The sequence below is a fragment of the Atlantibacter sp. MEI4A-1023 genome, from assembly GCF_056155425.1.
Genome location: NZ_CM149568.1, coordinates 289,720 through 311,418, shown reverse-complemented (window position 1 = coordinate 311,418; position 21,699 = coordinate 289,720). Strand labels below are relative to the sequence as shown.

Below are 21,699 nucleotides of genomic sequence, written 5' to 3'. Positions count from 1 at the left end.
ACTGGCACAAAACGTTAGAAGGGAAATGTTACGGGTAACAGTTATCGGTAACATTGTCATGCGGCGCTGTGGGCGACGCAATCACCGCGCGTCGCCAGAGTTAATAAGTGTGAGCTAGTTCAAATTTGGCGAGGTTAAATCGAGCCGCCTGGCGATAAAGTGAAACCTAAATCTAACAACTTCGGCGTCACAATTTCGCCACGGATACGCGCTAACAGGCGTTCCGCGCCAATTCGCCCCATACGTTCACGCGGCGTCAGCACGCTCGCCAGCCGGGGTTCCATCACCTGCCCAATATCGTGACCGTGGAAACCGGCGATCGCCATATCTTCAGGAATACGCAGGCCCAGCCGCTGGCACTCGAATGCCGCGCCGATAGCTAAATCGTCATTGGTGCAGAAGATACTGTCAAGTTGAGGGAATTCGCGCCGCGCCTGGCGCAGCAGTTCAATACCGGTGGAATAAGAAGAGGATTGTTCGACCATCACGCTGTACGGCGTCAGGCCCGCATCGCGCATCGCCTGTTCGTAGCCGCGCTGCTTTTGAATGGTACGTTCGTCAAGACGCGCGCCCAGATAGGCCACATGCGTATGACCACGCGCAATGATTTCCGCCGTCATCTGGCGCGCCGCTTCAAAATTATTGAAGCCGACGGCGATGTCCAGGCAAGGTGAAACGCTGTCCATCAGCTCGACCACCGGAATGCCCGCCACTTCGATCATTTTCAGGGTACGCGGTGTGTGGGTGCGTTCGGTGAGGATCAGCCCGTCGATATTCCAGGAGAGCATCGACTCCAGGCGCTCCTCTTCCAGCTCGGGCTTATAGCCATAGTGCGCCAGCATGGTCTGGTAGCCATGGGCATCAATCACGCTTTCGATACCGCGCAGCACTTCTGCGAACACCTGGTTAGTGAGCGACGGCAGCAGTACGCCGATGGCGCGGCTGGTGGCGTTGGAAAGAATATCGGGTGCACGGTTGGGAATGTAGCCCAGCTCATCCAGCGCGGTGGCGATTTTACCGCGCAGCGCCTCGGACACCTGCTCGGGATTACGCAAGAAACGGCTGACGGTCATTTTCGTCACGCCTACGCGATCAGCCACATCCTGTAGTACCGGTCTTTTCTTTTTCATCGTCTCGAAGGCGCAAAATTGATCTGTTAAGTGAGTTTATCACGGACGACGCCCGGGCTTCCTCTGTAACAGTGGAAGCCCGGGAAAAAGCACAGTTTTTTGAACACAGCGCACTGCCTGGGCGGTGCGCTGTTAAGACAGAGATCAGACCGGCGGCAGATCGAACAGCAGAATTTCGCTGTCGCTATCGGCGTGAATCGAGAGCGCTTGCTCGTCGCGGATCGCCAGGCCGTCGCTGGTCGTGGCGTTGGTGCCGTTAATGGTCACGTTGCCTTTCACGACCTGGATCCAGACATTGCGGTCGGCGGCAATCGGATAGACGCCTTGCTCATCTTTCAACAGCGCCCAGCGCGACAGTTCCATATCCTGGTTCACTTTCAGCGAACCATCACGGGCATCCGGCGACAGCACCAACTGGCGGCCCTGTACGGCGTCGAAACGACGCTGCTCATAGCGCGGCTCAATGCCATTTTTTTCCGGGATGATCCAGATTTGATACAAGTGCAGACGCTCGGTTTCGCTGGGGTTGTACTCGGAGTGACGCACCCCGGTTCCGGCGCTCATAATCTGGAACTCGCCCGCAGGCACCTGCTCTTTATTGCCCATGCTGTCCTGATGCTCAACCGCGCCTTCCAGCACATAGGTCAGGATTTCCATGTCTTTGTGCGGGTGAGTACCGAAGCCCTGACCAGCGTCGATCACATCATCATTAATCACGCGCAGGGCGGAAAAGCCCATAAAATTTGGATCGTAATAGTTGGCAAAAGAGAAGGTATGCCATGAGTCTAACCAGCCGTGATTGGCATGACCGCGTTCGGCTGCTTTGCGTAAGTAAATCATTGTGTACCCCCAGTTCGTTTGCGATGGAAGTAGTGTGGACCGGAAGCGCTGTTGATGATAGAGGGCGAAAATTGACGCCTCTGTTCAAAAAATGTGAATGAGTTTACGGGGCCAGATTCAGGACAAAAAAAAGCCAGCGCGAGGCTGGCTAAGAAATACTGGAAGCAATGTGAGCAATGTCGTGCTTTCAGGTTTACACCGTTGGGGTCTCCCTGAACGCATGACAATAATAATCATTATCATTCGCATGTGTCCAGCTTTTTTTTGAAAAAAAACAGATTGACCAAAATTAAAAAGTCAATGATGTTTAAGGGGTTTTGTAACGTATTGAGGGTAAAAGGGATGAGTGAGATTGTGATACGGCACGCCGAACCATCAGATGTGGAGGCGGTACATCGCCTGTTCACCCAACCGGAGGTCTTTTACAACACGCTACAGGTTCCTCATCCCTCCCTGACGATGTGGCAGGAGCGCATGAATTTTAAAACGCCCGGCCATTACCACCTGGTTGCCATTGTGGATGACCAGATCGCCGGGCATCTGGTTATTGCTGCCGAAACGCGTCCGCGCCGCAGCCACGTTGCCAGTTTCGGTATCTGTGTCGATTCCGCGCGCAATAACCAGGGCATCGCCACCGCCCTGCTGCGCGAGATGATTGCCATGTGTGACAACTGGCTGCGTATTGAGCGCATCGAACTCACGGTGTTTGTCGATAACGCCCCGGCCATCGCGGTGTACCAAAAGCTGGGCTTTGAAATCGAAGGCACCGGCAAGCAGTACGGTTTGCGCGATGGCGAGTACGTTGACGCTTATTTTATGGCTCGCCTGCGCCCACCGCGTTAATTTACCTCAGCCCTCGCAACCACGATTAAAACGCCGCCCACGCCGTCTGCGTCCCTGATTGCGGTTTTTGCTCCACCGCAACGGGCGCATGGCCTCCCAGACGGAAGTGCTCAACCGACTGCTGCAACTCCGCCGTTTGCCGCTCCAGGCTGGCGGCGGCGGCAGATACCTGCTCCACCAGCGCCGCGTTGTGCTGCGTCACGCTATCCATCTGGGTGATAGCCACGCCCACCTGGGCAATGCCTTTGCTTTGTTCGTCGGTCGCCGAGGCGATCTGCTGCATAATCGCGGTCACCTGCGCCACGGCATCAACGATTTCCGCCATTGTTATGCCCGCCTGATTGACCAAATCCGCGCCCTTTTCCACCCGGTTAACGGAATCGGCAATCAGCGTTTCAATCTCTTTCGCCGCCTGCCCGCTGCGGCTGGCCAGGTTGCGTACTTCGCTGGCTACCACGGCGAAACCGCGCCCCTGTTCGCCTGCACGCGCCGCTTCAACGGCGGCGTTGAGCGCCAGAATGTTGGTCTGGAAGGCGATGCTGTTAATCACCGTGGTGATATCGGCGATTTTCTTCGAACTGCCGGAAATGCCGTTCATGGTGGCGACGACATCACCCACCAGTTTCCCGCCCTTGCTGGCGGTTGCCGACGCTTTCTGCGCCAGTTGGCTGGCTTCGTGGGCGTTATCGGCGTTGTGCTGAACGGTGGCGGTCAGTTCTTCCATGCTGGCGGCGGTTTCTACTAACGCCGACGCCTGCTCTTCGGTCCGGGTCGAGAGATCCTGGTTACCGGCGGAGATATCCCGCGCGCCGTGCCAGATATGCTCGCTACCCTGGCGGATGGCGCTAACGGCATCGCGCAGGCTGTCCTGCATCGCGGTCAGCAACGGCACCAGTTTACCGACGCAGTTGCGGCTGGCTTTAAGCGGCACCGGCTGGCTGAGATCGCCGTTGGCGATAAGCTGGAAGTGGTCGCGCACCCGATTCAGCGGACGCACCAGCATCGTCACCAGATAGCGGTCGGCGAGGATCAGCATTAGCACGCCCAGCGCCACGCTGGCGATAATGATGATGCGGGTGAGCGAGGTCTGGTTATCCACCGTCACGCGGGTGTCATCCAGCATCCGGCCCGCACTGGCGTTGAATTCCTCAGCGCTGGCACCGAACGCGCGGCTCAGCGCAGGGGTAATGTTATTCGCATGGGCGCGAAACGCATCGATATCGCCCTGCTGGGCCAACTGGAACTGGCGGGTAACGCCCTCATCAAGCAGCTTTTGCCAGTTGGTGATGACGTTATCCGACGTGGCTTTATCCATCGGGCCCGATGACAGCGCCTTAAAATTAGCCAATTCCTGCGCCATGTTCTCCAGCGCTTTCTGCACCGGTTTCATTACCGTCGGATCGGGCACCGCGCCCGGTTTTGTTCCTTCCATCACGCGCGCAAGCCGGGTAACGAAACGGAAATACTGATCGTTGCCTTTACTGAGCACCGTCATCTGGCGCACCAGGTGCCGATCCACATCATTTCCCTGGCTCATCTGGTTCAGCGAGAACACGCTAAACAGCCCGGCACCGCTCCACAACAAGCACAGCAGCCCCAGGATGGCGACCATGACGGAACGGATGGTGAAATGTTGAAGTAAACCCATAACTATTTCCTTTGTATACAAGGTGGATTTTCCACCAGATACAGCAGTTATCGGCAGGATGGACAAAAGGTATACAAGCGAGGCGGGTAAATTCACGTTTAAATCATAAAAAAGGGGTAAGTCTTATACCCATTAATTATAAGGAGAAATGATAACCGGGCAGAATTTAACCGCCCGGTCTGGGGCGTATAGAGATTAATATCCCGCCGTCAAATCATCTACCGAGCGCGGATCGGAAGCGCCATACAATGCGCCATCTGGCCCGACGACGATGCTTTGCGTGCTGCCCATCGCTTCTTTCACCGCCACGTTCTGGCCTTTGTCTTTCAGCAGCTTCAGGGTATCCGGGCTAAAGCCTTTCTCGACCCACAGCTCATCCGGTAGCCATTGATGATGGAAACGCGGCGCATTAGTGGCTTCGGCGATGTTCATGCCAAAATCGACGCTGTTAACCACCATCTGCAACACAGTAGTGATAATTCGGCTGCCGCCGGGGCTACCCGTGACCAGCCAGGTTTTCCCGTCTTTTACCACGATGGTAGGCGACATGGATGACAGTGGGCGCTTATTCGGCCCTACCGCGTTCGCTTCGCCGCCGACCAGGCCGTAGACGTTTGGTACGCCCGGCTTCGCCGAGAAGTCGTCCATTTCGTTATTCAGCAGAATACCGGTGTCCCCAGCGACAATCCCGCTGCCGAAAGTGGTGTTCAGGGTATAGGTCACCGCCACCGCGTTACCGTCTTTATCCACCACCGAGAAATGGGTGGTTTGATTACTTTCATAAGGCGCGAGGTTGCCGGGTTTGATCTCTTTCGACGGGCGCGCCTTCGCCAGATCGATCTGGTCCGCCAGGGTTTTGGCGTAGGCTTTATCCGTCAATGCCTGCCAGGGCACCTTCACAAAATCCGGGTCGCCCAGGTATTCCGAACGGTCGGCATAGGCGAATTTCTCCGCTTCGGCCATGATTTGCATGGTGTCGGCACTGCCAAAGCCATATTTCTTCAGGTCGAAGTTTTCCAGGATATTAAGGATCTGCACGATATGGATCCCGCCAGAGGACGGCGGCGGCATGGAGAATACCTGGTATCCACGGTAGTCACCGCTGATTGGCGTCCGCTCTACCGCTTTGTAGTTGGCTAAATCTTCCTTGCTAATCAATCCACCGTTCTTTGCCATCTCGTCGGCAATTTGATCGGCAATCGTGCCTTTATAAAACGCATCTGGCCCGATTTCGGCAATCATCTCCAGTGATTTGGCGAGATTGCTTTGCACCAGCTTGTCACCTTTTTGTAGCGGGTTGCCATCGGTTTTCCAGAAGATGGCTTTACTGCCGGGATGATTAGGCAGCGTTTCGCTGCCGTAGGTTTTGAGATCGTCCGCCAGCGCGTCGTTGACCACAAACCCATCACGCGCCAGCAGGATCGCTGGCTGCACCACCTGGTTTAACGGTAGGGTGCCGTATTTTTGCAGCGCCAGCGCGAAGCCCGCCACGGTACCCGGCGTACCGGTAGCGAGATGGGAAGTCAGGGATTTTTTACTGTCGGCGTTACCGGCAGCATCGAGGAACATATCTTTGGTGGCTTTTTGCGGGGCCATTTCACGGAAATCAATGGCGGTGGTGTTGCCGTCTTTAGTGCGCAGCATCATAAACCCGCCGCCGCCGAGATTACCGGCCTGCGGATGCGTCACCGCCAGGGCGAATCCCACCGCGACGGCGGCATCCACCGCGTTGCCGCCTTTTTTCAGGATATCGACACCCACTTTTGTGGCGGTGGCGTCCACGGAGGCGACCATCCCCTGCTGCGCGCGAACGGGATGGAACACATCCTCTTCCACGCCATAGGAAACGGGGGCGGCTGTAGGGGGCGGCGCGGCAAACGCCGACAGACACAGACCCATGAGTAATGCAGGCAGGGCTTTCCACATCATCTTCATTGTTGTTCTCCGGGTTTAACGGGGCTCGTCCCCCGCTTAAGCCTGGTTCACAACTCTTAAAAAAGCATCGTCACGCCGGAAAGCGAGTAAACTTAAAAGATCCTTCACGAGGAGGAATGATGATGAAAAAACTGTTAATTCTGGCGGCGCTCTTGTCGCCCTGTAGCTTTGCACAGCCGATTAATGTGTTGAATAACCCGAATCAGCCGGGGTTCGTCAATCCAAGCGAGCAGCGGATGCAAAACCAGATGCAAAGCCAGCAAATCCAGCAGAAAGGGATGCTGAACCAGCAATTGCAAACCCAGACTCGGGTTCAGCAGCAGCATCTGGAATCGCAGATCAACACCAATAATCAGCGCATCAGAGAGTCCGCGCCGGGCGAGCTGAACCCGCAAACCCAGCAGATCCTGCCCAACACTGGCGGCAGTATGCTGAACAATGGCTCATCCAGCCAGGACCGGATGTTGAATAATCAGCAGCATATGTTGCCCAGCCAAACCAACGGCGACATGCTGCGGCCCAATAACGGCACCCTGAGTAATCAGGGGGTGACCACCATGCCGCAGCCCAATATCCCGCTGAAAACTATCGGTCCTTAAGCGGTAAAATGCGGGCCGATCTCGTCGATGCGATCGGTGCAAATGCTATCCACTCCCCAGCGCAGCAGCGTGGCGGCGCGCTGGGGAGTGTTAACGGTGTAAACCAGGATTTTTAGCCCCGCCGCCTTCAGCGCCGCAACCCGCGCTTCGTCCAGCAGTCTGTGATTCAGGTGAATCGACACGCAACCGAGGCGTGACGTTAACTCACGCCAGTCGCTGCGCCATTCATCCAGCAATAATCCGCGCGGCAGTTCCGGCGCAGCCTGTTGAGCGGCTTCCAGCGCCGCCACGGAAAACGACGACAGCAGCGGCGGCGTCATGCCCTGCCATAACTCACGCGCCGCCAGCGCCACCACTTTCCCGGTTTGCGCGTCAACGCCGGTGGTGGGTTTGATTTCTATGTTCGCCATCATACCGTGCTCGCGACAGCGCGCGGCGACGTCCTTCAGCAGTGGCAGCGCTTCGCCTTTGAATTCGCCGCTGTACCAGCTACCGGCATCGACTTTCAGCAGGTCGTCCCAGTCGAGATTGCCGGCAATACCCCAGCCGTTGCTGGTGCGCTCAAGCGTGTCGTCATGCAGTAGAAAGATCTGCCCGTCTCTGGAAAGCTTGGCGTCAAACTCAATCATGGTATGCCCATAACGCGCCCCCACATCGATAGCCGCCAGGGTATTTTCGGGAGCCAGCTTGCCGCCGCCCCGGTGGGCGACAATCGCAGGGTAAGGCCAGTTATTCATAGACGTTGTCCTGTTTCACCATCGAAAAAGTGCAGATGCTCCGGCGATAAATGCAGCCAGAGCGTCGCGCCCGCCGCAGGCCGGTGCTGATGCGCAAGACGCACAATCACTTTTTGCTCGCCAAAACGCCCGTGGGCCAGGTTATCCGCGCCCAGCATTTCCAGGGTTTGCACCATGAGCGGCACGCCGCCTGCGGCCTGTGAGCTTAACGCAATATGCTCGGGGCGGATACCCAGCGTCACCACGCGCCCGGCCAGCCCCAGATGACGCGCGCCCAGCGGCAGGCTGAGCGTATCGGCGTCAAAATGGGTGCCCTGGGCATTGACGCGCCCCTCCAGCAAGTTCATTGCCGGAGAGCCAATAAAGCTCGCCACAAAGCGCGACGCGGGGCGTTCATAGACCTCAACCGGCGTACCGATTTGCTCGGCGACGCCCTTATTCATCACCATCACACGTTGGGCCAGCGTCATGGCTTCAACCTGATCGTGGGTAACGTAAAGACTGGTGGTTTTCAGGCGGCGATGCAGTTGCTGTAACTCAAGGCGCATTTGCACCCGCAGCTTAGCGTCGAGGTTGGAAAGCGGTTCGTCGAACAGGAACACTGCCGGATCGCGCACGATAGCACGGCCCATCGCCACGCGCTGGCGCTGCCCGCCGGACAGCTCGCGGGGGCGGCGTTTCAGTAAGCCATCCAGCTCCAGAATACGCGCCGCTTCATTGACCCGCGCCTCGATATGGCTCTTACCCATCCCGCGAATTTTCAGGCCCCACGCCATATTCTCTTCGACGTTCATGTGCGGATACAGCGCGTAGTTCTGGAATACCATGGCGATGCCGCGCGCTTTTGGCTCCAGTTCGGTGACCCGCTGGTTATCAATCCAGATATCGCCGCTGGTCACGCGCTCCAGCCCGGCCACCATACGCAGCAGCGTGGATTTTCCGCAGCCCGACGGGCCGACCATCACGATAAATTCACCGTCCGCCACGTCCACGGTCAACGGCTTAATCACCTGGGTTTTGCCGTCCCAGCTTTTGGATACTGCCTGTAGCTTTAATCCAGCCATGTTATTTCTCACTGTCCACTAAGCCGCGCACGAACGCGCGCTGCATCACTAATACAATCACTACCGGCGGGATCAGCGTCAGCAGCATCGCCGCCATTACATGGTTCCATTGGGTGCTGCCCTCACCGGTTGAAATCATCCCTTTAATACCCGCGACGGCGGTGCCCAGATTGACGTCGCTGACGATCAGCAGCGGCCACAGATACTGGTTCCAGCCATAGATAAAGGTGATGACGAACAGCGCCGCCAGGTTGGTGCGGGAGAGGGGCAACACGATGTCGCGGAAAAAGCGCATCGGCGATGCGCCGTCAATGCGCGCCGCCTCAATCAGCTCATCCGGCAGGGTCATAAAGAACTGGCGGAACAGGAAGGTGGCGGTCGCAGACGCTATTAGCGGCAGGGTCAGCCCGGTATAACTGTCGAGCAGCTTCAGGTTGGCGATCACGTCCACCGTCGGGAAAATACGCACTTCCACCGGCAGCATCAGGGTGATGAAAATCATCCAGAAGCAGAGATTGCGCAGCGGGAAGCGGAACCAGACGATGGCGAACGCCGACAGGATCGACACCGCGATTTTGCCGACCGTGATGGTCAGCGCCATCACCAGGCTGTTAAACAGCATCAGGCCGAACGGCGCGCTGTTGGCTCCCACGCCGTGTTGCCAGATATGGCTGAGGTTTTCCCACAGATGACCGCCGGGGATCAGCGTCATTGGGGTCTCGAATACCGCTTTGTTGTCCAGCGTGGCGGCCACAAAAGCCACGTACATTGGAAACAGGATCACGGTGATACCGAGGATCAACATGCAATGGCTGAAGATATCCAGCCCGCGACGGTGTTCTATCATTGGTATCGCACCCTTTTTTCAACGTAGCGGAACTGCACCACCGTCAGCACAATCACCAGCGCCATCAGCACCACCGACTGCGCCGCCGATGCCGACAGATCCAGCCCGGCAAAACCTTCGCGGTAGATTTTGTAGATAAGCGTGGTGGTCGCCTGCACCGGCCCACCGGCGGTAGCGGCGTCGATCACCGGGAAGGTGTCGAAGAAGGCATAAACCAGATTCACCACCAGCAGGAAGAAGCTCACCGGGGCAATCAGCGGCAGCGACAGTTTAAAGAACCGGCGCACCGGCCCGGCGCCGTCAATGGCCGCCGCTTCGACCAGCGAACGGGGGATCGACTGCAACGCGGCGAAGAAAAACAGGAAGTTATAGCTGATCTGCTTCCACACCGAGGCGAATACCACCAGGAACATCGCCTGGTCACTATGCTGGGCGTGATTCCACTGATAGCCCATCAGCTCCAGCCAGTGGGTAATCAACCCGCGTCCGGGGTTAAACAGAAAGATCCACAGCACGGCGGCAATCGCGGGGGCGACGGCGTAGGGCAGCAGCATCAGGGTCTGATACAGGCGGCTGGCGCGCACCACGTAATCCACCAGCGCGGCAAAAAACAGCGAGCTGACCAGACCGAAAAACGTCACCATGGCGCTGAATTTCATGGTGGTCCAGAACGAGTCCAGGTAGTAGCTGTCGTTCAGCAACTGGCGGAAGTTATCCAGCCCGACAAACTCACTGGATAAACCAAACGGATCGACGCTTTGCACCGAATACCAGAGCGCTTCCCCGGCGGGCCAGATAAAAAACACCACCGTGATAGCAAGTTGGGGCAATAACAGCAGATACGGCAACCAGCCTGACTGGAATACCGGGCGTGATGAGGACATAGCGTTACTCAATAAAAACCCCTCACCCGGCGCGCGGCCAGTGTGAGGGGCGAATTTTTATCAGGATTTTGTGGATTGTTCGAAGCGGCGCAACAGCTGGTTGCCACGCTCAACGGCGGCGTCCAGCGCTTGCTGAGGCGTTTTCTTGCCGGTCCAGACGCTTTCCAGTTCTTCATCCACCACGGTGCGGATTTGCGGCATATTGCCCAGACGCAGCCCTTTGGTGTAGTCCAACGGCGGCTTGTTCAGCATCTGACGGGTAGCGATATCCGCGCCAGGGTTTTTATCGTAGAAGCCCTGCTCGCGGGTCAGATCATAGGCCGCTTTGGTGATCGGCAGATAACCGGTTTTCTGGTGCCATTCGGCAGCGTTTTCCGGCTTCGCCAGGAAGTCGAGGAACGCCGCGACGCCTTTATAGGTTTCTTTGTCTTTGCCCTGCATAACCCACAGGCTGGCCCCGCCGATAATGGCGTTTTGTGGCGCGCCTTTGGCGTCGGCGTCGTACGGCATCATCCCCACGCCATAGTTGAATTTGGCGTAGTGACGGATGTCCGCCAGCGAGCCGGAAGAGGCAGTAGTCATCGCGCAGTCGCCGTTATAAAACTTCTCGGTGGATTCATCCTTACGGCCGAAGTAGGTGAAATCCCCTTTCTTGTTCAGCGCTTGCAGCATGGCGATATGCTTTACCTGCTCCGGCTTGTTGAATTCCAGCACCGCGTGAGTGCCGTTAAAGCCGTTATTCTCGGTGGCGACCGGCAGGCCGTGCCAGGCGCTGAAGTTTTCAATCTGGATCCAGCCCTGCCAGCCACTGGCGTAGCCACACTTCATCCCGGCGGCTTTCAGCTTCGCGGTGTAGTCCGCCAGGTCCTGCCAGGTTTTCGGCGGCTGCTCCGGGTCTAAACCGGCTTTTTTGAAGGCGTCTTTGTTGTAGTACAGCACCGGGGTGGAGCTGTTAAACGGCTGCGACAGCAAGTGGCCGCTTTTCGCGTCGGTGTAATAACCGGAAACCGTCGGCACAAACTGGGATTCGTCAAACGTGATGCCCGCATCGCTGAACACTTCGTACACTGGCTTGATGGCTTTCGACGCCATCATGGTCGCGGTACCGACTTCATACACCTGCAAAATCGCCGGGGCATTACCGGTGCGGAACGCCGCGATCCCGGCCGCCAGGCTCTGTTCGTAGTTGCCTTTATAAACCGGGGTAATCTGGTAATCCGGGTGGGTCTGGTTAAAGCGTTGCGCTAAGGACTCCACTTCTTTACCCAGTTCACCTTCCATGGAATGCCAGAACGGAATAGTGGTAGCAGCGAAAGACTGACTGGCAAACGCCATCCCAATCGCCAGAGCTGAAGCTGTACGTAACGATGTCATGCGGTTATCTCTCTTGTTGTGCCGGATGCGCGAAATCACGCGTTTTATGCTCGCGAGCTAACATGACACGCGCGAATGACAGAAAAATAACCTTTAGATTACAAAACGGTGACAGCAAGATGCCGGGAAGATGAAGGAAAGATGACGAGGAGACGATACGCCGCTTTTATTCAACAGATTGAAGCACCGCTGGAAAATATCTAAGGACACAACCGCTCAAGGGATGTTAAGCCAGAATGGGAATAAAGGTAACGCAACCGCGACTACTGACGTCGGCTTAGCTATCCGGGTAAGGGCATTGGGATTTTCTTATAACCTGATGACTGTAACTTTAAGGCAATGTCTTCCAGCGTGAGCTGGCCTGCTGCCGCTGAGACGGTTAGCCCGACGAATGCCGGATTGGCCGATAGCGCTATCCTGTTACGCTTCAGGAAAAGTAACGTAATAAACAATGCCGTCCGCTTATTACCGTCATTGAAGATATGACCTCTGGAAATGGCTAACAGATGCATCGCCGCCAGCAGCCAGATATCCTCAACGCCTTCATATTGGTATTTATTTAGCACGCGATATAACAGCGCCTCCGCTCTTCCGGGATCGGCCATCCCAGCCACGCCAGGCGTGACAGATAACAGCCTGTCATGAAAACGGATTATCTCTTCCGCTGAGATAAAATGAATCGTCATTTATCTGCCAGTTCCCTAATTTCATTGCCGTGAATCGCCATAATGGCCGCGAATTCCGCGTCCATCTTCGCAGATTGATAACGCTCGAATTCTTCGGCGCTAATAATTACCGCAGGTTTATGCCCCCGCCGGGTAATGGTGACGGGCGTTCCCTGCACAGCGCTTTCAAGAGCGGCGGCGAGATTTTGACGTGCTTCGCTGTAATTCATCGTTTGCATAGCTCCTCCTTATACGTACAAATCAATTGTACAAGTGATACGTACAAAAAAGGAGCCTTTCAGCTCCTTTCTCTGCGGTTCTAAAACCTCATCCACCCAAATAGGCGCTACGCACCGCTTCGTTCGCCAGCAGCGCGTCACCGGTATCTTCCAGCACCACGTGGCCGTTTTCCAGCACATAGCCGCGATCGGCGAGTTTCAGCGCCTGGTTGGCGTTCTGCTCCACCAGGAAGATGGTCATCCCCTCTTCGCGCAGCTGTTCGATGGTATCGAAAATCTGCTGGATGATGATCGGCGCGAGGCCCAGCGACGGTTCGTCCAGCAGCAGCAGACGCGGCTGGCTCATCAGGGCGCGGCCAATCGCCAGCATCTGCTGTTCACCGCCGGACATGGTGCCCGCGCGCTGAATACGCCGCTCGTGCAGGCGAGGAAACAGCTGATACACCCGCTCGATGCGCTCGTGATACTGCTGGCGATCGGCAAAGAAGCCGCCCATCGCCAGGTTCTCTTCCACCGTCATCCGGGAAAACACGCGGCGTCCTTCCGGCACAATCGCCACTGCTTCACGCATGATTTTCGCGGTATGCCAGTCGGTAATATCTTTACCGTCAAACACAATGCGCCCGCTGGTAGCGCGCGGATCGCCGCACAGGGTACCGAGCAGCGTGGTTTTACCCGCGCCGTTGGCCCCGATCAGGGTGACGATTTCACCCTGCTTAATCTGCAAACTGACATCGTGCAGCGCCTGGATTTTGCCGTAGTGGGCGCTGACTTTGTCAAAAGACAACATGACTTTTTCCATCTTATGCCTCGCCCAGGTATGCGCGGATAACATCAGGGTTATTACGGATCTGCTCCGGCGTGCCGTTGGCCAGTGGCGTCCCCTGGTTTACCACGTAAATGCGATCGGAAATCCCCATCACCAGTTTCATATCATGCTCAATCAGCAAAATGGTGGTGTTGTGGTGATCGCGCAACTCGACGATCAGTTCATCCAGCTCTTTGGTTTCTTTGGGGTTTAGGCCCGCCGCGGGTTCGTCCAGCATCAGGATTTCCGGCTGGGTCACCATGCAACGCACAATCTCCAGACGGCGCTGATCGCCATAGGCGAGGTTACTGGCCTGGCGGTTGGCGTGCGCCAGCAGCCCGATGCGGTCGAGCCAGGTCGCCGCGCGGTCCAGCGCTTCGCTGTGGGTGCGGCGAAACGCCGGGGTTTTCAGCAGGCCGGAAAACAGACCGGTTTTTAACTGCTGATGTTGCGCCACCAGCAGGTTTTCAATCACCGTCATTTCACGGAACAGGCGCACGTGCTGGAAAGTACGCACCACACCCATGCGCGCAATTTGTTGGCCCGGCAGCCCTTCCAGATGCTTGTCACGCAGCTTGATGGTGCCGCCGGTCGGCTTATAAAAGCCGGTCAGGCAGTTGAACACCGTGGTTTTACCCGCGCCGTTCGGGCCGATTAACGACACAATCTCATGCTCGCGCAGTTCCAGAGAGACATTGTTGACCGCCAGCAGGCCGCCAAAACGCATCATCAGGCCTTCAACGCTTAAAAGTGGCTGACTCATGCTTTCTCTCCTTCAACGTGCCCATTCTTCAACTTCAACTGCGGACGCGTCATTGGCAGCAGCCCTTGCGGACGCCAGATCATCATCAGCACCATCAGACCGCCCAGCATTAACATGCTGTATTCGTTGAAATCACGCATCAGCTCACGCGATACCACCAGCAGGATGGCCGCCAGAATCACCGCGAACTGCGAGCCCATCCCGCCCAGTACCACAATCGCCAGCACAAACGCCGACTCGGCGAAGGTGAAGGATTCCGGGCTGACAAAGCCCTGGCGCGCGGCGAACAGCGTCCCGGCGAAACCGGCAAACGCGGCGCTGATGGTAAATGCGGTCAGCTTGATGCGCGTCGGGTTCAGGCCCAGAGAACGGCAGGCGATCTCATCTTCGCGCAGCGCTTCCCAGGCGCGGCCCAGCGGCATACGCAGCAGGCGGTTAATCACAAACAGGGTGATCACCACCAGCAGCAGCGCCACCAGATAAAGGAAAATAATGCGGTCGCTGGGGTCGTACTTCATGCCGAAGAAATTGCTGAAGGTATCCCAGCCCCCTTCGCGCGGCGTGCGGCTAAACTCCAGGCCGAACAGCGTCGGTTTGGGGATCTGGCTGATGCCGTTGGGCCCACCGGTCACTTCGGTATTATTGAGCAGCAGAATACGCACTATCTCGCCAAAGCCTAAGGTGACAATCGCCAGATAGTCGCCGCGCAAGCGCAGCACCGGGAAGCCCAGCAGGAAACCTGCCGCCGCAGCCACCAGGCCCGCCAGCGGGAGACAGGTCCAAAAGCCGAGCCCGTAATAGTGGTTCAGCAGCGCAAAAGTGTACGCGCCGATGGCGTAGAAGCCGCCGTAACCCAGCACCAGCAGGCCAGACAGCCCCACCACCACGTTCAGGCCCAGGCCGAGGATCACGTAAATCATGGTCAGGGTGGCGATGTCTACCGTACCGCGCGACACCATAAACGGCCAGGCCACCGCCAGTACCAGCAGCGCCACCAGGAAAAGTTTCTGTTTAGGCGTAGAGCCATCAATGGCGGGCAGAATAAACTTTGGCCCGGAGACTTTTTTAAAGCTTTTCTGGAAGAAAGGACGCAGCAGCTGGAATAAGAACACTACTGCCGTGCCTACCGCAATCCACTCCCAGCGGATCGCAGAGGCGGTATCCACCACCAGTTTGGTGCCGGACAGGCTTAACTGAACGCCCATCATTACGCCTGCCAGTACGAAAAACATCACGGCAGACAGCAGCGCCATGGCAAAATGCATCGGTTTCATACTTTCTCTACCTCCGGACGGCCCAGAATACCGGTAGGCATGACAAGCAGGACGCCAATCAACAGGGCGAAAGAGACCACATCTTTGTACTCGGTACTCAGGTAGGCAGAAGTCAGCGCTTCGGTCAGGCCGAGGATCAGGCCGCCGATCATCGCGCCCGGAATGCTGCCGATGCCGCCCAGCACCGCGGCGGTAAAGGCTTTCATCCCCGCCATAAAGCCGATGTACGGGTTAATCACGCCGTAGAACTGGCCCAGCAGCACCCCGGCGACTGCCGCCATCGCCGCGCCGATCACGAAGGTCAACGAGATGACGCGATCGGTATTAATACCGAGCAGGCTGGCCATTTTCAGGTCTTCCGCGCAGGCGCGGCAGGCGCGGCCCATGCGGGAATAACGAATGAAAAGGGTCAGCGCCAGCATCGCCAGGAAGGTGACGATCCAGATAACCAACTGCATGGTGGTGATGGTGGCAGTGAAGTTTTCACTGCTGCCCACCAGCCACTGACCGTTAAACAGGCTCGGTAGCGCCACATCGCGCGAGCCCTGGGTCAGGCTGACGTAGTTTTGCAGGAAAATGGACATCCCGATGGCGGAAATCAGCGCGATCAGGCGCTTGGAGCTACGCACCGGCCGATAAGCGACCCGCTCGATACTCCAGCCGTAGGCGCTGGCGATCACAATCGCCCCGATAAAGGCCGCGCCCACCAGCAGCCAGCTGGCGTCGATACCCATCATCATCAGCGCCGCGACGATCATAAAGGAGACGTAACTGCCGATCATGTACACCTCGCCGTGGGCGAAGTTAATCATACCGATAATGCCGTACACCATGGTGTAGCCGATGGCAATCAGCGCGTAGGTACTCCCCAGCGTGACGCCATTAAACATTTGCTGCAAAAAATAGAGAAACTGCTCGGACATAACGTAACCTTTTATCACTCGTTCAGGTCAGCGATCCACGGTGCGCATTTATTTCGCCACGCTGGACGACCCGTCGGCATGCCACTGGAATACACCAAATTCAAATCCCTTCAGATCGCCTTTTTCATCCCAGTTCAGCGGCCCAATCACGGTATCAGCCCCGTGTTGTTTCAAGTCCTTAATCAAATCAGCGGGTTCTTTTGAACCGCTTCTGTCCATCGCAGTCGCCAGTGACTGTACGGCGGCATAGGTGATCCACACATACGGGCCGCTGGCATCTTTTTTGTCGGCTTTAAGGGCGTCCACGATAGCCTTGTTGGAGGCCTCCTGGTCATAGCGTTTCGGCATCGTCACTAACATGCCTTCGCCCGCATCGCCCGCAATATTGGAAAGTGACGCATTACCTACGCCTTCCGGGCCCATAAACTGGGTTTTCAGGCCAGTGGCGCGTGCCTGGCGCAGCATCTGGCCCATTTCCGGGTAGTAGCCGCCGTAATACACGAAATCGATATTTTCTTTTTGCAGGCGCGCCAGCAGTGCGGAGAAATCTTTCTCACCCGCGGTAATGCCGTCAAAGAACACCACATTCGCGCCGCCTTTTTTCAGGCCGTCCTGAACGGAGCGCGCCAGGCCTTCGCCGTATTGTTGTTTGTCATGGATGATGGCGATACGCTGCGGCTTAACGGTTTCCAGAATGTATTTGGCTGCCGTTGGGCCCTGTGCCGAATCCAGCCCGGCGGTACGCATGATCATCTGATAGCCACGCTGGGTCAGTTCTGGGTTGGTGGCACCTGGAGTGATCATCAGGATGCCTTCGTCTTCGTAGATATCGGACGCTGGCTGTGTAGAAGAGGAGCACAGGTGGCCGATCACGTATTTAATGCCGTCGTTAACGATTTTGTTAGCCACCGCAACGGCCTGTTTCGGGTCGCATGCGTCGTCATACTCCACGCCCACCAGGGTATCGCCTTTGATGCCGCCTTTGGCGTTAATGTCTTTAATCGCCTGGCGCGCGCCGTTGAATTCCATATCACCCCACTGGGCAACCGGACCGGACATCGCACCCACGACCGCGACCTTAATCTCTTGCGCTGCTGCTGTGTGAGTCAGTGCCAGCGCGACCATCCCTGCGAGTAGTGTTTTCGCGTTGTATTTCATTCCGTGCATCCCCATTCGTGCCAGTTGTAAATTTCTGGTTTTATTATGGTTAAAAAATGTTCTGCTGTTTTTGTAAACAACACTATTTTTACCTGTCTCTTTAATGAGTTAGCGCTAAATTTCGCTATTCAACAGGCTAAAACGTCTATATATCATGACATTAAGCAAAGATAATATTCTGGATTCAGCCAGAGTTAAACAAAAAAAAGCAGATATTTCAGCATAAAATATTGGTGCATTAAGCCGAATAAATCACTACCTGTCAGAGTAAAAACCTGGTTAAATTTCATTCCCGGAATATTCGCACTGCTTTTGATACGTGATAAAAACTATTCAACTGCTGAATCAGTTAAAAAAGAGCAGGCGTTATGGTCAATAATTTGGATACACTCCGACAAACTGCCTTCGGGATGCCACTATGAAACTCACTATTATTCGTTTGCAGACTTTCACGCCACAGGACCATATCGACCTGGGCAAAATTTGGCCGGAATACTCCAGCGCATCGTTGAAGATTGATGAAGGCCACCGGATTTACGCCGCGCGTTTTAACGAGCGGCTGCTGGGCGCAGTCCGGGTGACGCTGACCGGCGATCAGGGCGCGATGGATTCATTGCGGGTACGGGAAGTGACGCGCCGACGCGGCGTCGGGCACTATTTGATTGAAGAAGTTATCCGTGATAATCCCGCGATTAACCACTGGTGGATTTCCGACGTCGGCGTCGAAGACCGCAATGTGATGAATGCGTTTATGCAGGCGCTGGGGTTTTCTATCGAGGAAGGCGGTTGGGAGAAGCGCTAAAAAAACCCCGGTCGCTGGCTATCAGCTGCCGGGGTTTTCTACGGCGTGAAAGACAATGTACTCTTTGCCCGAGCATTTCACGTTGTAGCAAGGCGACAAGTTCGAAAATTCCCGGGAGCTTACATCAGTAAGTGACCGGGGTTTTCGAACACAGTCAACGCCGCTACGGCGTGAAAGGCGACAGGCAAATTATTTGGCGTCGGTCGCCGTGCCGTTCGCATGCCACGTGAACACGCCGAACTCAAACCCTTTCAGATCGCCCTTCTCATCCCATGACAGCGGACCCATCACGGTTTCAACAGAGTTCGCTTTCAGGTATTTGGCAATTTCAGCCGGATCGTCAGACTGGTTCAGGCCCGCCTGCAACGATTGTAGCGCTGCGTAGGTGGTCCACACAAACGCGCCGCTCGGATCCTGTTTCTTGGCTTTGATCGCGTCCACAATCGGTTTGTTCGCCGGAACCTGATCGTAGTTTTTCGGCTTGGTGACTAACATGCCCTCGGCGGATTCGCCGGCGATGTTAGACAGCGACACGTTTGCCACGCCTTCCGGGCCCATAAACTGGGTTTTCAGGCCTGCCGCGCGCGACTGGCGCAGGATCTGGCCCATTTCCGGGTGGTAGCCGCCGTAGTATACAAAGTCGATGTTTTCTTTCTTCAGGCGTGCCACCAGGGTAGAGAAGTCTTTCTCGCCTGCGGTGATACCGTCAAAGAATACCACGTTAGCGCCCGCTTTCTTCAGGTTATCCTGCACGGAACGCGCCAGGCCTTCGCCATACTGCTGTTTGTCGTGGATCACCGCGATGCGCTGCGGTTTCACTTTCTCAGCAATGTATTTTGCGGCGGTCGGGCCCTGGTCGGAGTCCAGGCCGGTGGTACGCAGCACCAGCTGATAACCACGCGCGGTCAGCTCCGGTGCGGTCGCTGCGGGTGTAATCATCAGAATGCCTTCGTCTTCGTAGATATCAGACGCAGGCTGTGTAGAAGAGGAGCACAGGTGGCCGATAACGTATTTGATGCCGTCATTAACCACTTTGTTCGCTACCGCTACCGCTTGTTTCGGGTCGCAGGCGTCATCGTATTTGGTCACAACCAGTTTGTTGCCTTTAATGCCGCCCTTAGCGTTAATATCAGCAACCGCTTGCTCTGCGCCAGTAAACTCCTGGTCTCCATACTGCGCAACCGGGCCGGACATTGCGCCGACGACAGCGATCTTAATATCTTCTGCCATTCCCGCGCTGCTCATCGCCAGAGCGATACATCCCGCCAGTAACGCTTTACCCGTCATTTTCATCCTGAGGATCCCCATTGTTGTGGTTGTTGAAGTTGTTTTGTTGTTTTGATTTGGCACATTATATCGCTATCGCACTTAGGCGCAGCATTAGATAGTAGAAAGGAGGGATGCCACCGGTGCCTGAGCAGCATACTCTGCTAAAACATACCCCATTTTTATGATTTTGGAACAACAATTTTGTGGGGTGAATAACAGAAAGTGAGCGCGACGGGGTCTGATTGCAACATTAGTGCAACAACAACACCCCGCCGCATCTGGCTTAGCGCGGTAACACCTGTTTAAGAATGTTTAGCGCCTGGGTGAATTGGGCTTGTGGGATTGTCAGCGGATACAGGAAACGGATCACATTGCCATATACCCCGCAGGTGAGTAATAGCAGCCCCTGTTCCAGCGCGGCCTGTTGCACCTCACGGGTTATTTCCGGCGACGGTTTACTGGTTTGCGGGTCGTTAAACTCCACGGCAATCATCGAACCCAACCCGCGCACCTGTGCCACGGCTTTGCTTTGCGACTGCTCCAGCACTTCTTTCAGTTGCGCGCCGAGTTCATTCGCACGCTGGCACAGATTTTCATCGTCAATCACATCCAGTACAGCATGGGCCGAGGCAATCGCCAGCGGATTACCGGCATAGGTGCCGCCCAGCCCACCCGGCGCAGGCGCATCCATCACTTCAGCGCGTCCGGCCACGGCAGACAGCGGCATCCCGCCCGCCAGGCTTTTCGCCATGGTGATCAGATCGGCTTTCACCGGGTAATGCTCCATAGCGAATAGTTTGCCGGTACGCGCAAAACCGGTCTGCACCTCGTCGGCAATCAGCAGGATGCCGTGCTGGTCGCAAATCTGCCGCAGCGCGCTGAAAAACGCTGGCGGCGCGACGTTAAAACCGCCCTCGCCCTGGATGGGCTCCAGCACAATCGCCGCGACTTGATCCGGTGCTATATCGGCTTTAAAAATGTATTCGAGGCTTTCCAGCGCCTGCTCCACGCTAACGCCATGCAGGTCGTTAGGATAACGGGCGTGGAACACCGAACCGGGGAACGGCCCAAAGCCAAGCTTGTACGGGGCCACTTTGCCGGTGAGCGCCATGGTCATAAAGGTTCGGCCATGGAACGCGCCGCTAAAGGTAATAATGCCGGGGCGCCGGGTGCTGGCCCGGGCGATTTTCACGGCGTTTTCCACCGCTTCCGCGCCGGTAGTAAAAAACGCGGTTTTCACCGGGCCTTCAATGGGGGCGCGTTCGTTGATGCGCTCCGCCAGCGACACATACCCCTCATAAGGTACAATCTGGTAGGCGGTGTGAGTAAAAGCGTGGAGCTGTTTTTCAATCGCCTCGACAATGCGCGGGTGGCGATGCCCGATATTCAACACCGCAATCCCGGCGGCAAAATCGATCACTTCCCGGCCTTCCACATCCCACAAGGTCGCGTTTTCCGCTCGCTCAGCGTAAAACCCACACATCACGCCGATACCGCGCGGCGTTGCATTCTGACGGCGTTGATTTAGTTCTGAATTCTTCACTTTCGTCTCTCCGCAGCTCTTTTACGTTGATGCAACAAGTACACTACATTGTGTGATTATTTAGCGCGCTTTAGGGTTTTAAGCCAGTAGGATTTTTAGATGGTTGCGGGCAGCTCATGTTTTTTTGATAGGGTTAAAATTTTTGTGATTTGCGCTGCAAATAGACTGTCCTGTAAATTTAAGCTGTATATTTTTCCACAATTACCACGCTTTATTATGCTTAAAAATATGCCGAAAAATCGATGATTCAGTAGCTGTAAAAACGTGAACTTCAGCTAAGTATTTGTATTTAAAAAGCACAAAATAAATAACGTTATTTTATGGCCGTTAATTATTTTTAGGTAAGGTAAATAA

General features: G+C 55.9%; 21 protein-coding genes. 3 read left to right on the top strand and 18 right to left on the bottom strand.

Features of this window, described 5'->3' with window-relative positions; all coding sequences use genetic code 11:
• Nucleotides 1–134 precede the first annotated feature (134 nt).
• Entirely contained in the window at nt 135–1,130 is a 996-nt protein-coding gene (gene gntR, locus ACVV26_RS01480) for a gluconate operon transcriptional repressor GntR (protein WP_312981966.1), read from the bottom strand.
• Nucleotides 1,131–1,274: 144 nt separating this feature from the next.
• Complete coding sequence (locus ACVV26_RS01475) at nt 1,275–1,970, bottom strand: pirin family protein (RefSeq protein WP_312981967.1); 696 nt, start codon at nt 1,968–1,970, stop codon at nt 1,275–1,277.
• Between the two features lie 342 nt (nt 1,971–2,312).
• On the opposite strand from ACVV26_RS01475, the gene yhhY reads away from it, so the two are divergent.
• On the top strand, nt 2,313–2,813 hold the full coding sequence (gene yhhY / locus ACVV26_RS01470; RefSeq protein ID WP_474799693.1) for an N-acetyltransferase: 501 nt from the start codon (nt 2,313–2,315) through the stop codon (nt 2,811–2,813).
• A 25-nt stretch (nt 2,814–2,838) separates the two neighbouring features.
• Here the strand turns inward: yhhY and ACVV26_RS01465 are convergent, their stop codons facing one another.
• Both ACVV26_RS01465 and ggt read right to left on the bottom strand, forming a co-directional pair.
• The gene (locus tag ACVV26_RS01465) at nt 2,839–4,461 is read right to left on the bottom strand and encodes a methyl-accepting chemotaxis protein (protein ID WP_474799692.1); all 1,623 of its coding nucleotides are present in this window, start codon (nt 4,459–4,461) and stop codon (nt 2,839–2,841) included.
• Between the two features lie 195 nt (nt 4,462–4,656).
• Nucleotides 4,657–6,396 (bottom strand): gamma-glutamyltransferase, encoded by a 1,740-nt coding sequence (gene ggt / locus ACVV26_RS01460; protein ID WP_474799691.1) that lies wholly within the window; start codon nt 6,394–6,396, stop codon nt 4,657–4,659.
• Nucleotides 6,397–6,518: 122 nt separating this feature from the next.
• Between ggt and ACVV26_RS01455 the strand changes: the two genes are divergently transcribed.
• On the top strand, nt 6,519–6,995 hold the full coding sequence (locus ACVV26_RS01455; protein ID WP_474801687.1) for a DUF2756 family protein: 477 nt from the start codon (nt 6,519–6,521) through the stop codon (nt 6,993–6,995).
• Here ACVV26_RS01455 and ugpQ read toward each other — a convergent pair.
• The 12 genes from ugpQ to livK form a co-directional block, all read right to left on the bottom strand.
• A complete protein-coding gene (gene ugpQ, locus ACVV26_RS01450; RefSeq protein WP_474799690.1) occupies nt 6,992–7,732 on the bottom strand; it encodes a glycerophosphodiester phosphodiesterase in 741 nt (246 codons plus the stop codon). The two genes, ACVV26_RS01455 and ugpQ, sit on opposite strands and share 4 nt — an antisense overlap.
• The gene (locus tag ACVV26_RS01445) at nt 7,729–8,796 is read right to left on the bottom strand and encodes a sn-glycerol-3-phosphate import ATP-binding protein UgpC (protein WP_474799689.1); all 1,068 of its coding nucleotides are present in this window, start codon (nt 8,794–8,796) and stop codon (nt 7,729–7,731) included. The genes ugpQ and ACVV26_RS01445 overlap by 4 nt, the downstream gene beginning before the upstream one ends.
• 1 nt (nt 8,797) lies before the next feature.
• Nucleotides 8,798–9,643, bottom strand: coding sequence for a sn-glycerol-3-phosphate ABC transporter permease UgpE (gene ugpE, locus ACVV26_RS01440; protein ID WP_474799688.1), 846 nt, complete (start codon nt 9,641–9,643; stop codon nt 8,798–8,800).
• Nucleotides 9,640–10,527, bottom strand: coding sequence for a sn-glycerol-3-phosphate ABC transporter permease UgpA (gene ugpA, locus ACVV26_RS01435; protein WP_474799687.1), 888 nt, complete (start codon nt 10,525–10,527; stop codon nt 9,640–9,642). The genes ugpE and ugpA overlap by 4 nt, the downstream gene beginning before the upstream one ends.
• A 60-nt stretch (nt 10,528–10,587) precedes the next feature.
• Nucleotides 10,588–11,901 carry a sn-glycerol-3-phosphate ABC transporter substrate-binding protein UgpB gene (ugpB, locus tag ACVV26_RS01430; protein ID WP_474799686.1) on the bottom strand — a complete coding sequence of 438 codons (1,314 nt, stop codon included), beginning with the start codon at nt 11,899–11,901 and terminating at the stop codon, nt 10,588–10,590.
• Nucleotides 11,902–12,182: 281 nt separating this feature from the next.
• Nucleotides 12,183–12,587, bottom strand: coding sequence for a type II toxin-antitoxin system death-on-curing family toxin (locus ACVV26_RS01425; protein ID WP_474799685.1), 405 nt, complete (start codon nt 12,585–12,587; stop codon nt 12,183–12,185).
• Complete coding sequence (locus ACVV26_RS01420; protein ID WP_474799684.1) at nt 12,584–12,805, bottom strand: type II toxin-antitoxin system Phd/YefM family antitoxin; 222 nt, start codon at nt 12,803–12,805, stop codon at nt 12,584–12,586. Before ACVV26_RS01420 ends, ACVV26_RS01425 begins: the two co-directional genes overlap by 4 nt.
• An 88-nt stretch (nt 12,806–12,893) precedes the next feature.
• A complete protein-coding gene (livF, locus tag ACVV26_RS01415; protein WP_161661104.1) occupies nt 12,894–13,607 on the bottom strand; it encodes a high-affinity branched-chain amino acid ABC transporter ATP-binding protein LivF in 714 nt (237 codons plus the stop codon).
• A 1-nt stretch (nt 13,608) separates the two neighbouring features.
• Complete coding sequence (livG, locus tag ACVV26_RS01410; RefSeq protein ID WP_474799683.1) at nt 13,609–14,376, bottom strand: high-affinity branched-chain amino acid ABC transporter ATP-binding protein LivG; 768 nt, start codon at nt 14,374–14,376, stop codon at nt 13,609–13,611.
• Nucleotides 14,373–15,650, bottom strand: a complete 1,278-nt coding sequence (locus ACVV26_RS01405; RefSeq protein ID WP_474799682.1) for a high-affinity branched-chain amino acid ABC transporter permease LivM — start codon at nt 15,648–15,650, stop codon at nt 14,373–14,375. The genes livG and ACVV26_RS01405 overlap by 4 nt, the downstream gene beginning before the upstream one ends.
• On the bottom strand, nt 15,647–16,573 hold the full coding sequence (livH, locus tag ACVV26_RS01400; RefSeq protein ID WP_125292609.1) for a high-affinity branched-chain amino acid ABC transporter permease LivH: 927 nt from the start codon (nt 16,571–16,573) through the stop codon (nt 15,647–15,649). The genes ACVV26_RS01405 and livH overlap by 4 nt, the downstream gene beginning before the upstream one ends.
• A 48-nt stretch (nt 16,574–16,621) precedes the next feature.
• Nucleotides 16,622–17,731, bottom strand: a complete 1,110-nt coding sequence (gene livK, locus ACVV26_RS01395; protein WP_474799681.1) for a high-affinity branched-chain amino acid ABC transporter substrate-binding protein LivK — start codon at nt 17,729–17,731, stop codon at nt 16,622–16,624.
• A 418-nt stretch (nt 17,732–18,149) separates the two neighbouring features.
• On the opposite strand from livK, the gene panM reads away from it, so the two are divergent.
• Nucleotides 18,150–18,533, top strand: coding sequence for an aspartate 1-decarboxylase autocleavage activator PanM (gene panM / locus ACVV26_RS01390; RefSeq protein WP_183170468.1), 384 nt, complete (start codon nt 18,150–18,152; stop codon nt 18,531–18,533).
• Nucleotides 18,534–18,722: 189 nt separating this feature from the next.
• Here panM and ACVV26_RS01385 read toward each other — a convergent pair whose 3' ends face one another.
• Nucleotides 18,723–19,826: a branched-chain amino acid ABC transporter substrate-binding protein gene (locus ACVV26_RS01385; RefSeq protein WP_474799680.1), complete on the bottom strand. Its 1,104-nt coding sequence runs from the start codon at nt 19,824–19,826 to the stop codon at nt 18,723–18,725.
• A 259-nt stretch (nt 19,827–20,085) separates the two neighbouring features.
• Nucleotides 20,086–21,345 (bottom strand): 4-aminobutyrate--2-oxoglutarate transaminase, encoded by a 1,260-nt coding sequence (locus ACVV26_RS01380; protein ID WP_474799679.1) that lies wholly within the window; start codon nt 21,343–21,345, stop codon nt 20,086–20,088.
• Nucleotides 21,346–21,699: the final 354 nt, after the last annotated feature.